This window comes from Paraburkholderia sp. Tr-20389, assembly GCF_017104565.1.
Lineage (GTDB): Bacteria > Pseudomonadota > Gammaproteobacteria > Burkholderiales > Burkholderiaceae > Paraburkholderia.
In genome coordinates this window covers 264,752-276,443 of the sequence record NZ_JAAGPD010000007.1, presented here as the reverse complement: position 1 = coordinate 276,443, position 11,692 = coordinate 264,752, and the positions used below count along the sequence as shown (strand labels likewise).

11 protein-coding genes are annotated in these 11,692 nt (G+C 65.5%); 1 reads left to right on the top strand and 10 read right to left on the bottom strand.

All coding sequences use genetic code 11. The annotated features are described in order from the left end of the window. From G3N95_RS11515 to G3N95_RS11490, 6 genes are all read right to left on the bottom strand, one after another. A partial coding sequence (locus tag G3N95_RS11515) for a methyl-accepting chemotaxis protein (protein WP_205970105.1) occupies window positions 1-1,620 on the bottom strand: 1,620 nt, incomplete at its 3' end. A 255-nt stretch (window positions 1,621-1,875) separates the two neighbouring features. Further along, window positions 1,876-2,805: a ribokinase gene (rbsK, locus tag G3N95_RS11510; RefSeq protein ID WP_205970104.1), complete on the bottom strand. Its 930-nt coding sequence runs from the start codon at window positions 2,803-2,805 to the stop codon at window positions 1,876-1,878. A 126-nt stretch (window positions 2,806-2,931) separates the two neighbouring features. Next, window positions 2,932-3,963, bottom strand: a complete 1,032-nt coding sequence (locus tag G3N95_RS11505; protein WP_205970103.1) for a LacI family DNA-binding transcriptional regulator — start codon at window positions 3,961-3,963, stop codon at window positions 2,932-2,934. A gap of 146 nt (window positions 3,964-4,109) precedes the next feature. Beyond that, window positions 4,110-5,141 carry an ABC transporter permease gene (locus G3N95_RS11500; RefSeq protein WP_205970102.1) on the bottom strand — a complete coding sequence of 344 codons (1,032 nt, stop codon included), beginning with the start codon at window positions 5,139-5,141 and terminating at the stop codon, window positions 4,110-4,112. Continuing rightward, window positions 5,138-6,736: a sugar ABC transporter ATP-binding protein gene (locus tag G3N95_RS11495; RefSeq protein WP_205970116.1), complete on the bottom strand. Its 1,599-nt coding sequence runs from the start codon at window positions 6,734-6,736 to the stop codon at window positions 5,138-5,140. The genes G3N95_RS11500 and G3N95_RS11495 overlap by 4 nt, the downstream gene beginning before the upstream one ends. 305 nt (window positions 6,737-7,041) lie before the next feature. Continuing rightward, window positions 7,042-7,998 carry a sugar ABC transporter substrate-binding protein gene (locus G3N95_RS11490; RefSeq protein ID WP_205970101.1) on the bottom strand — a complete coding sequence of 319 codons (957 nt, stop codon included), beginning with the start codon at window positions 7,996-7,998 and terminating at the stop codon, window positions 7,042-7,044. Window positions 7,999-8,526: 528 nt separating this feature from the next. Between G3N95_RS11490 and G3N95_RS11485 the strand changes: the two genes are divergently transcribed. Then, a complete protein-coding gene (locus G3N95_RS11485) occupies window positions 8,527-9,165 on the top strand; it encodes a LysE family translocator (RefSeq protein WP_205970115.1) in 639 nt (212 codons plus the stop codon). A gap of 47 nt (window positions 9,166-9,212) precedes the next feature. Here G3N95_RS11485 and corA read toward each other — a convergent pair whose 3' ends face one another. From corA to G3N95_RS11465, 4 genes are all read right to left on the bottom strand, one after another. Then, on the bottom strand, window positions 9,213-10,190 hold the full coding sequence (gene corA / locus G3N95_RS11480; RefSeq protein ID WP_205970100.1) for a magnesium/cobalt transporter CorA: 978 nt from the start codon (window positions 10,188-10,190) through the stop codon (window positions 9,213-9,215). A gap of 193 nt (window positions 10,191-10,383) precedes the next feature. Beyond that, a complete protein-coding gene (locus G3N95_RS11475; RefSeq protein ID WP_205970099.1) occupies window positions 10,384-10,839 on the bottom strand; it encodes a hypothetical protein in 456 nt (151 codons plus the stop codon). A gap of 96 nt (window positions 10,840-10,935) precedes the next feature. Beyond that, complete coding sequence (locus tag G3N95_RS11470) at window positions 10,936-11,364, bottom strand: type II toxin-antitoxin system VapC family toxin (protein WP_205970114.1); 429 nt, start codon at window positions 11,362-11,364, stop codon at window positions 10,936-10,938. Beyond that, a complete protein-coding gene (locus G3N95_RS11465) occupies window positions 11,351-11,596 on the bottom strand; it encodes a DNA-binding protein (RefSeq protein ID WP_205970098.1) in 246 nt (81 codons plus the stop codon). The genes G3N95_RS11470 and G3N95_RS11465 overlap by 14 nt, the downstream gene beginning before the upstream one ends. Window positions 11,597-11,692 lie beyond the last annotated feature (96 nt).

The following is an 11,692-nucleotide window of genomic DNA, read 5'->3' as shown; positions in this document are numbered from 1 at the left end:
CGCAACCTTGCGCGGGGCGGCGACGGGCGCCGTGTGACGTACGGCGCGTTTGGCAGGCGCCGCGGAGAAGCTGCCGCCCGCTTCGTCGACCTGGAACACCGAGACGGTCGTGCGCAGCTTGGCCGCCTGTTCTTCCAGCGATGATGCCGCTGCCGCCGCTTCCTCGACGAGTGCCGCATTCTGCTGCGTCACCTCGTCCATCTGCGTAACCGCGCGCGCGACCTGGTCGATGCCGCTGCTCTGCTCTTCCGAAGCCGCCGCGATTTCGCCCATGATGTCCGTCACGCGCTGCACCGCGCCGATGATCTCCGTCATCGTGCGGCCCGCTTCGTCGACGAGCGCCGAGCCTACCTGGACGCGCTCGACGGAGGTGTCGATCAGCTCCTTGATTTCCTTCGCCGCCGCCGACGAGCGCTGCGCCAGGCTGCGCACTTCGCCCGCGACCACCGCGAAACCGCGGCCTTCCTCGCCTGCGCGCGCCGCTTCGACGGCTGCGTTCAGCGCCAGGATGTTGGTCTGGAAAGCAATGCCTTCGATGATCGCGATGATGTCCGCGATCTTCGCCGAACTCTGGTTGATGTCGCCCATCGTGCCGACCACCTGGCCGACCACCGAGCTGCCCTTGTTGGCGATCTCCGACGCGTTCGCCGCGAGCGCGCTCGCCTGGCGGGCATTGTCGGCGTTCTGCTTCACGGTGCCCGTGAGCTGTTCCATGCTCGACGCCGTTTCCTGCAGCGCGGACGCCTGCTCTTCCGTGCGCGACGACAGATCGATATTGCCCGCCGCGATCTGGCGCGTGGCCGTCGCGATCGACTCGCTGCCCGAGCGCACCGTGCGGACCGTGTCCGTCAGGCTGCGCTGCATCTTGCCGATGCCTTCGATCAGCTGGCCCATTTCGTCGCGCGAGGTCGGCACGACGGGACGGCGCAGATCGCCTGCCGCGATCGCATCGAAGTGGTCGAGCGCTTCCGACAGCGGCCGGGCGATCGCGCCCCGCAGCGTGACGTACGAAAAGAACGCGGCGATCACGCCGGCCGCGAGCGCAACGATGCTGATCACGCGGAACGTCGAGAAGGTCGACTGCGCGCTCTCGTAGCCCTGTTTGGCCTGTTCGAACTGGAGTTTGCGCAGCGCGTCGTCGGCGTTCGACAAGTCGTTGTAGGTCGCCTGGAGACGCTTCGCGCCGTCGAGAACCTTCGGTTGATCGTTTGCGCTAACGATTGCGTAAAACGCTTCCATAGCCTGATGCAGCGTATCGCGCTTGCCCGCGACGTCCTGCGCGAGGCGATCTTCTTCGGGGCCGCGCGGCGTCGAAAGATATCGCTTCCACCAGTCGTCCGAGGTCGAACGCATCGAACGGGCACGCTCCAGCGTCGCGGCGACCTCAGGCGTGCCGATCATGAAGGCGGCGCGGTCGAGCGCGAGACGCTCGCGCGCGGCGTACAACTCCGCATTGCCGATATCGACGGCGCTCGGCATCTGGTTCGTGAACACGTCGCGCAGCGCATCGTTGGAGCGGCTCAGGCCGAACAACCCGAGCAGCCCGATGGCGACCAGCAACGCGGCGAGAAAAGCCATCGTCAGGCCAATTCGTGCCTTGATGGTGATGCCCTTGTTCATGCTTCTTCCTGTGAGATGTCTGTGAGAGGCGCGTTGTCGCTTCAACGCATGTCGTACGCGGTGGTGTTGCGTGGCGGTATTGCGTGGCGCCGCTTCTTGTGGAACGTGGTGCTCTGACCGCGTTTACGGCATTCGGGCGGAAGACTTGAAGGTTCTATATGGTCTGACGAATACGACCGGACGGCTCTGTAATTATTACAAACGCGATGTGCGCGGACGGCTGAGCGCCCGCGCACGGAAGGTGGGAAGGACGGATCAGGCGCCGATGACTTCGGCGCGGGTGGGAATGGATGGCTGCGCGCCCGCGCGCGTCACCGAAATCGACGCCGCGCGCTGCGCGAAGCGGATGGCGTCGGCAACGTCGCCACCGCGCGCGAGCTGCGCCGCCAGGCCGCCGATGAAGGTGTCGCCGGCCGCCGTCGTATCGACGGCCTTGACGCGCGGCGCATCGAAATGCTCCGGTTCGGCATCGCCGAGCGCCGCGACGACGCCTTGCGCGCCGATCGTCACGATTACGTTGCGGGCGCCCGCGTGGCGCAGCGCGCGAGCCGCCGCCTGCGCTTCCTGCGGCGACGTCACGGGCAGGCCCGTCAGCGTCGCGGCTTCGAGTTCGTTCGGGATCAGATAGTCGATCAGCGGCAGCCAGTCCGCGGGCAGCGGCCCCGTGGCGGGCGCCGGGTTCAGGATCACGGTCTTGCCGAGCCGGCGCGCGGTGGCGAGCGCCGCGTGCACGGCGGCGGGCGGCGTTTCCAGCTGACAGATCACCACGTCTGCCGCGGCCAGCGCCGCTTCGTGACGCGCGATGGTCTCGGGGGTCACTTCGCCGTTGCTGCCCGCGATGATGACGATCGCATTCTGGCTGCCGTCGTCGACGATGATGAGCGCGACGCCCGTCGGCGCGGCCGGGCTCGTTTCCAGCGCGGCGCAATCGATCCCTTCCGCTGCGAGACCCGCGCGCAACTGTGCGCCGTTCGCATCGGCGCCGACGCAGCCGAGCATCGTCACCTGCGCGCCGAGCCGCGCCGCTGCGACGGCCTGGTTGCCGCCCTTGCCGCCCGCGACCTGCGCGAACGCATGGCCCGCCAGCGTTTCGCCCGGCTGCGGCAGGCGCGGCGCGCGCGCGACGAGATCCATGTTCAGACTGCCGACCACCGTCACGTGTCCGCGCGCTTCATCCGTTGCCACTGCTGTCTCCTTGCTGTCTGCTGGACGGACAAAAGCATGCATGCAATGCCCGCTTGCGTCCGCCTTGCATCGGGCGCGCTTCGTTGCGCCCGCATGCATCGCCCGATGGGGCGCCGAGCTAATTCGTTATGCCGCCTGAGCCGTGCGGCGCGCGCCCGCGAATGCGGCCGTCGATTCGCGCAGGATCAAGCGCGGCGCAATCACGCGGCGCCGGAACAACGCGCCCGTCGACGCGCCGCTGATCCGCTCGATCAATGTCTGCGCGGCCATTTCGCCGAGCGCGCGGACCGACTGGCCGACCGTCGACAGCGCCGGATAGGTGAAGCGCCCCAGTTCGATGTCGTCGAAACCGATCACCGAGCAGTCCTGCGGCACGCGCAGGCCGCGCTCGGCAGCGGCGCGCAGCGCGCCGATGCCCATCATGTCGTTGCCCGCGAAGATCGCCGTCGGCTGCACCGTGTCGAACAGCTGCGCCGCCGCACGGTAGCCGCCGCTGCCCGAGAAGTCGCTTTCGACGATCCCGTTCGGCGCGATCTCGATGCCGCGTTCGGCCATCGCGCGGATGAAGCCGTGCACTCGCATCGCGCTGACGGCCGTTTCGATCGGACCCGTGATGCAGCCGATCTTCGAATGCCCGAGTTGCAGCAGATGGCGCGTCGCCAGATAGGCGCCCTTTTCATGGTCGATCTGGACCAGATCGGCGGACAGGCCTTCGATGTTCCGGTCGACGATCACGAGCGGCTCGCGCGAATCGGCGAGCGTCTGTGCGAGCGTCGCGTCGTCGCCCGCGGAGGCGACGATCAGCCCGTCGATACGCTTTTCCTGCAGCACGCGCAGATAGTTGCGCTGCTTCGCGGGATCGTCGTCCGAGTTGCAGAAGAACACGCAGTAGCCATTGCGCGCGCAACCGTCTTCGATGCCGCGCGCCAGTTCCGCGAAGTACGGGTTCGTGCTGTTCGGCACGACGAGCCCGATCGTCGCCGTCGAACGCGCCTTCAGCGACCGCGCGACGGCGGACGGCACGTAGTTGAGCTGGCGGATCGCCAGCTCGACCTTCGAGCGCACATCCGCCGACACCGGACGCGTATTGTTCACGACATGCGACACCGTCGTGAACGACACGCCGGCTATCGCCGCCACATCCTTGATCGTCGCCATAAGCTGATACTCCCCTGCCTGTTTTTTACTGCTGGCCAATGCAGCTCATGCTGCATCCGCGGTGCTCTCGTTAGGTTCTTACCCGGCGGCCGCCGTCCCGCGCCACGACGGCCGCCCTGTGCTCAACTGCGTCTTCAGCTGCGTATTCAACTGCGCTTGCGCCTGCTGCGGTACGTGTCCAGCACGACCGCCACCACGATCACGGCACCCGTGATGATGCGTTTGGTCGGTTCGTTCGCGCCGATCTGCGCGAGGCCGGCCGCCAGCACCGAAATGATCAACACCCCGAAAAACGTGCTGATGACAGAACCGCGCCCGCCCATCAGACTCGTGCCACCAATCACGACAGCGGCGATCACCTGCAGTTCCAGGCCGACGCCCGCATTCGGATCGGCGGCTTCCAGACGCGAGATCTGAAACAGCGCCGCGAGCCCGGACAACGCGCCCATCAATGCAAACACGATCACCTTGTACGGCTTCGGGTTGACGCCCGCGAGCCGCACCGCTTCCTCGTTCGTGCCGATGCCGACCAGGTAGCGGCCGAACACCGTGCGCGTCAGCACCAGTTGCGCGACGATCATCACGGCCACCGCGATCAGGAACGCCGGCGAAATGCCCAGCGCGATCGGGTTGGACAGGAAGTCGAACGCATCGCCGATGTACGCCGTGCGCGAGTTCGTCATCTGGTACGCAAGACCGCGCGCCGCTTCCAGCACGCCGAGCGACACGATGAACGACGGAATCCGCCAGCCCACCGTCACCGCGCCCGTGACCGTGCCCGTCAGCGCCGCCGCGACGAGACCCAGCGCCGCAGCCGCGAACGGCCCGAGTTGCCACTTCAGCGCGGCGACGCTCACGACGGACGCGCCGAGCGCCAGCACCGAGCCGACGGACAGGTCGATGCCCGCGATGATCAGCACGAACGTCATGCCCACCGACATCACCACGAGATCGGGAATCTGGTTCGCGATCGTGATGAACGTGTCGTACGTCAGGAAGTGCGAACTCAGCACCGAAAACAGCGCGATCATCGCGACCAGCGCGCCCGCGAGGCCGAGATAGTTCGAAAAGCCCAGCCGCGTGCCCGCCGGTTTGCCGCTCGCGAGCGGCGCCGACGGATCGGCGGTGCTGGCCGTGGCCGCACTCGCGTCCTTCTCCGTGACCCTCTGATTGCTCATGACTGCGTCTCTCCTTCGTGGGTGTCGTGCGTGTGCAGCAGCGCCTCGCGATTGCGATAGCCGGCGAATGCCGCGGCGAGCAGCGCATCCTGCGTCCACTCGTCCCGTTTGAACACGCCCGTCATGCGTCCCGCCGACATCACGCCGATCCGGTCGCAGATCAGCATCAGTTCGCGCAGGTCGCTCGACACGACCACCAGCGCGCGCCCTTCACGGGCCAGCGCACCCATCAATCCATAAATATCGAACTTCGCGCCGACATCGATGCCGCGTGTCGGTTCGTCGAACAGCAGTACCTTGCACTCGCGCGCCAGCCACCGGCCGATCACGACCTTCTGCTGGTTCCCGCCCGACAGCTCGCCGACCGGCTGCGCCGGACCCGAGGTGCGAATGCGCATCGCGTCGATCTGCTTTTTCGCCAGCGCGTTCTCACGCTTCGCGTCGACGATGCCATGCCGCGCGACGGCGCCGAGATTGCCCAGCGACACGTTCGCCGCGATCGGCTGCGGCAGCAGCAAACCTTCGCCCTTGCGGTCTTCCGTGATCAGCGCGATGCCGTGCCGCACGGCATCGACGGGCGTGGCGATCTGCACAGGCACGGGCGCCGCGCCCGGCGCGGCCGCCAGCGACACCGTGCCGCCGTCCTTCTGGTCCGCGCCGTAAATGAGCCGCATCAGTTCCGTGCGGCCCGCGCCGATCAGCCCGCTCACGCCGAAAATCTCGCCGGCCTTCACCTCGAACGACACGTCGTGCACCACGGGCGCGCGGCTCATGTGGTCGACCTTCAGCAGCGTCGCGCCGATGTTGCGCACACCCAGATCGATCCGCTCGCCGAGTTCGCGCCCGACCATCAGCGTGACGATCTGGTCGCTCGTCAGGTTCGCCATCGCGTCGACACGCACCAGCCTGCCGTCGCGCAGCACGGCGATCCGCTCGGCCACGCGCGCCAGCTCCTCGAGCCGGTGCGAGATGTACACGAGCGCGACGCCGCGTGCCTTCAGCGCGTCGATCTGCTCGAACAGCAGATCGACTTCGCGCGCCGTCAGCATCGCCGTCGGCTCATCCAGAATCAGCACGCGGCAATCGCCGATCAGGTTGCGCGCGATCTCGACCATCTGCTGATGACCGATGCCCAGTTCGCCGACGAGCGTGTCCGGGTCGATCGCCTCCAGCCCGACTTGCGCCATCGCCTCGCGCGCGTGCTCGCGCAGCGTGCTGCGGTCGATCCAGCCGAAGCGGTTGCGCGGCAGCCGGTTCAGGAACAGGTTCTCCGCGACCGACAGCGTCGGCAGCAGGTTCAGCTCCTGCATCACCATCCGGATGCCGAGCGCTTCCGCTTCCGTGCGGCTGGCGGGCGCGTACGGCTTGCCTTCGAGCTGCATCGTGCCCGTCGTCGGATCGACCAGCCCGCCGATGATCTTCGACAGCGTGCTCTTGCCCGCGCCGTTCTCGCCCGTCAGCGCGAGCGCCTCCCCGGCGTGCAACGCCAGCGAGACGTCGGCCAGCACGGGCTCGACGTAGGTCTTGCCGATGCCCGTTACGGACAGCACGGCAGGCAATGCTGCCGGGTCGGCTTCTTGGTCGCTAAATGCCATCGTCATCCAGATCTCGTAGCCGCCGCGTGGCGTTGGCGCGGGTTCCGGCCATGCCGGCCACCCGTCGCGAACGCCGCCCGGCGGCCGCGCAAGTCATGCGGGCAGCAGGCGCACAGTCTTGCGCACCCCGAAGCAAAGCCGCTCGGGCTGTGCGCTGTCCGTCCCTGCGTTGCGCGGCTCGCCGGCCGTCATGACGCTTATCTCTGGCATAACGGCGGCGCGGCGGATTTCTTGAGCGATTGGTGAGGATTCGCACGCGGGCAGGCAGCGGCGCCTTCGCGACGCCGCCCGCCGCCGTGCGGCCGTTACTTCGTGACGAGATCGACAGGCGTTTCCACGACGCCCGACAGGTCCGCCTGCTTCTTGTGCTCGGCGATGCCCTTGAGCGCCACGTCGATGCCGAACACGGCCTGCTTGGCTGCGTACTGGTCAGCCGTGGCGAGCACGCGGCCATCCTTCAACATCGGCTTGATCGCGTTGATGTTGTCGTAGCCGACGACGTACACCTTGCCCTGCTTGCCCGCCGCGCGCACCGCCGACACCGCGCCGATCGCCATGTTGTCGTTGCCGCACAGGAGCGCCTTGATGTTCGGATATGCATTGAGCATCGAGGACGCGATCGCATTGCCCTTGTCGATTTCCCATTCGCCCGACTGCACCGTGTCGATCTTCGCGCCGACCTTCTGCATCGCCGCCTTGAAGCCGGCCGTGCGCTGCTGCGCGTTGGTCGTCGTGGACACGCCTTCGATGATCCCGACTTCGTCACCCGACTTCAGCTTCTTCGCGAGATAGTCGCCGACCTTCTCGGCGCCCTTCGCGTTGTCCGGTCCGACGAACGGCACGTTCAGATCTTTCGACTTCAGCACATCGGGGTCGAGCCGGTTGTCGATGTTCACGACGATGATGCCGGCGTCCACTGCCTTCTTGACCACAGGCACGAGCGCCTTTGAATCGGCCGGCGCGAGCACGATCGCGTCGACTTTCGACACGATCATCTGTTCGACGATACGGATCTGGTTCGCGGTGTCGGTTTCATCCTTGATGCCGTTCGTGATCAGGTCGAACTGGTTGGCGTTGTGCTTCTGGTAGTCCTTCGCGCCCGTTTCCATCGTGAGGAAGAACTCGTTGGCGAGCGACTTCATCACGAGCGCGACCTTGGGCTTCTTCGCGCCCTGAGCCCAGGCGGACGAAAACGGCATCGCGGCAGCCGCCGTGAGTACGACGGCAGCGCTCAACACGCGGCGACGAATGCGTTGGTTCATGCAGTATCTCCAGTTGTTGGACTCGGACGAGCCCGTTTTTTGATTGTGCGCAAACGTTTGCGAGCGCTATTCTCGGCGGCGCCTGTTCGCGATGTCAACGACTGGCGGTGCTGCGCTGCACAGCGCGCCGCGCCCCGGTGCGCGTGGCTGGATCCGCTGGCTGCCGTGCTGCTTCGGCGATACGGCGAATGACGTCGTGACAAGAATGGCTCGCTTGTTCTGCGTGGGTCAGCCGATACGAACGACCCGGTCCCTGCGTGGGTGACGTTTCGTTCGCGACGGCATTCGTGATGCCCGGCGTCACAACGCGCCGGCACTGCCTTTCTGATGCTTCCCATCTTCCCGCGAGCCGCAAGTTCTGTGGCAGGCAGGACGCATATGCTGGCCCTTTATTGCGTACGCTGCAAGGGAAAAAGCGGATGCCGTCACGATCTGCGCAACAGCTGGGACGTAGGTAACATGAGTTCCAATGAGTCTGGTCAGCGGGTCGGCAACGAAGCCGGCCGGCTATTCATGCGTGGAGTCGCCATGTTCGGCATCAGCCAGTTTCCGCTGTTTCTCGTCGCCGTCACCGTGCTCAATCTGACGCCCGGACCGGATATCGCGTACGTCGCGGGTCAGAGCATCGCGCAGGGTCGGCGCGCGGGCCTGCTGTCCGCACTGGGTGTCGCATTCGGCGGCTGCATGCATACCGTTGCATGCGCGCTCGGCATCACGGCGCTGCTCGCGGCGTCGCCGGGCGCCTTCAATGCGGTCAAGTGGATCGGCGCTGCGTATCTGATGTACCTCGGACTGCGGATGCTGCGGCCTGCGGCGGCGGCCGTCGCCAACGGCGATGCCATACCCGACACGCCGCGCCTGTCGCGCGTTACGCTGCTGTTTCGCGGCTTCGTCACGAACGCATCGAACCCGAAAGTGCTGCTGTTCTATATCGCGTTCTTCCCGCAGTTCGTCAACGCGGACAGCCCGCACAAGACCCTCGCGTTTCTCGTGCTGGGCGCCGTGTTCGTGATGCTCGGGCTGATCAACGATTGCGTGATCGCGTGGATCGCCGCGACGGCTGCGCGCGCCGTGCGCTCGCAGCCGGCCGTGCGGCGCTGGATCGATCGTGTGGTGGGTGCGGGCTTCATCGGTCTGGGCGTGCGGCTCGCGTTGACGAAGCGTTGACGCATCAAGGTCGCGCGGGCGAATCGTCGGCGCGGGGTTCGCACGCGCTACAGCCAGTTCGCCTTCTTGAAGCCCCGGTAAAGCGCGATGTCGATCAGCAGCATCACCAGCAGACAAACGGGATAGCCGTATTTGAAGTGCAGTTCGGGGATCTCCTGGAAATTCATCCCGTAGATGCCGGCGATCATCGTCGGCACCGCGAACAGCGCGGCGAATGAACCGAGCCGCTTGGTCACTTCGTTCTCGGCGAGCGAAATCATGCCGAGGTTGACCTGAATGGCCGTGACGATGATTTCGCGCCGGCCTTCGATGGTGCGCACGATCCGGTCGAGATGATCGTAGACATCGCGGAAGTACGCCTGCATGCCGACGCAGATGGCGGGAATGCGTCCGCCCGTCAGCCGGCTGATGCCTTCGAGCAGCGGCTCGATGTGATGCTGCAGCATCACGAGCCTGCGTTTCAACGAGTACAGGTCTTCGATGATCGCGCGCGACGCCGCCAGATCGTGTTTGTCGAAAATGCGGTCTTCGATCTCCTCGATTTCGGCGCCCATCGCCTCGAGAATCGGAAAGTAGCGGTCGACGACGTTGTCGGCGAGCGCATACAGCACGAACGCCGCGCCTTCCTTCAACAGTTGCGGCTCGCGCTCGCAGCGCGCCCGCACTTCCTGAAACCCGTGACGCGTGCCGCGCCGCACCGACAGCGCATAGTTCGGGCCGACGAACACATCGACCTCGCCGATCACGAACTCGCCGTCGTCGTCGGTCTCGATGGTGTGCATCACGGCGAACAGCGAGTCGCCGTACTCCTCGATCTTCGGCCGTTGATGACCGTGGCGCACGTCCTCGACGGCCAGTTCGTGCAGGCCGAACTCATGCTTCATCACTTCGAGTTCGCCGGGACCGGGATCTTTCAGCGCGACCCAGACGAAGCACTCGGGCTTGGCGACATACACGCTGATATCGTCGATCTCGATGTCGGCCAGTTTGCGGCCATCCTGGTACGCGGCGCAGTTGATCAGCATGGGTGGATACCTTGAATTCGAATCGGCTTTGCGGATTACAGATTGTCAGTTGGGATGGACGGTCCGACGTCTCCTGCCGGACCGGCATGCAAAGCCGCGCAGCGCGCGGTGTCAAGCCCGGATGTTACGTGGAGTTGAGTGGCTGCGCTGTGTCGAATTGTCAACGACGCAGCCGGCGTGCCTGCCGGTACTCTCAATTGGCGACGCGCCGCAGCATGATGCGGTGATCGTCGTTGAACGACACGCTTGCGCGATTCGAGTAGCGCTGATCGGACGTGACGATGAAGTTGATCTCGACGACGGGATCGAACTGCGTCGATACGCCGATGCGATGCGTACCTGGCGTGAGCCAAAGGACGATGTGCTCGCCGTTCATGATGTCCGCGACCCGCTCGCCGTCGACGTAGACGAGCGCGTCGCGGAAACGCACGATGACGTTGTCGGTCCGCTCGCGGCGCAGGTCGACGGCGACCTTGCCTTCGCCCGGCTGCGTGTAGCCCGGCTTGACGATGCGCTCGACGGGAACGTCCTTGAACGGCACTTTGTCAGCGGGCGTGGATGCGCAGCCGGCGACGAGTGTGGCAACCGCGAGCGCTGCTGCCAGAACGGCGGCAGTTGCCCGCGTCGTGAGGCCTTGCGGGCGTGTCATGATTCGTGTCCCCGTCGCATCATGGTCCTCTTCATTGTCACGCACGTCGCGAGGCAGCACCTTCTTCGTTGCACACCGGGTGTCGCCTGCGGTATGTCATGCGTCCAGCGTCTGGAACGGATTCAGAACCCGTGCCCCCGTGCCATCGAAGTCTGCCACGTTACGTGTCACGACGGTCAGGTTGTAGATCAACGCCGTTGCGGCGATCAGCTTGTCCAGCGCGTGTCCAGGGTCAGGCACGCGCAGATGCCCCCAGGTCTGCGCGACGTCGGTGCCGACATTCAGAATGTGGCTGCCGAACGAGTTCATGATCGTGTCGAGCCACCCTTCGAGGCGCAACGCCTGAAACCGGTCACCGCGATGCCGGATCAGGTCGACACCGCGCCGCAATTCACCCACTGTCACCACCGACAGATACAGGCGATGTTCGCCTTCCCTGGCAGCATCAAAAAAAGCCTGTACGCCTGGATTGGCGCGGCTGCTCTTGCGCATTTCGCTAATTACGTTGGTATCAATCAAATACACCCGGTCCCTCGCTTTCGTCAGTTGCGTCATTGAGGCGCTTGAAGTCGGCGTCTTCGCCGACATCCGGCATGCTCATCAGCAACTCTGCGAAGCTGAGCTTCTTGGGCTGTACGAGCGCCTGCGCCAGGATTTCCCGATGCTCTGCTTCGACGCTACGCCCGTGTGCCGCAGCCTGCTCCCGCAGGCTCTGCACCAGCGCATCGTCCAGACCTCGGACCAAAAGATTTGCCATAACGACTCCCCGATACACGTGTGATAGCAATGATATCACTGCAATTCGCGCCGTCAATCGGCCAGATGGCATAGGGGTTGCGACTAGTCGTCATCC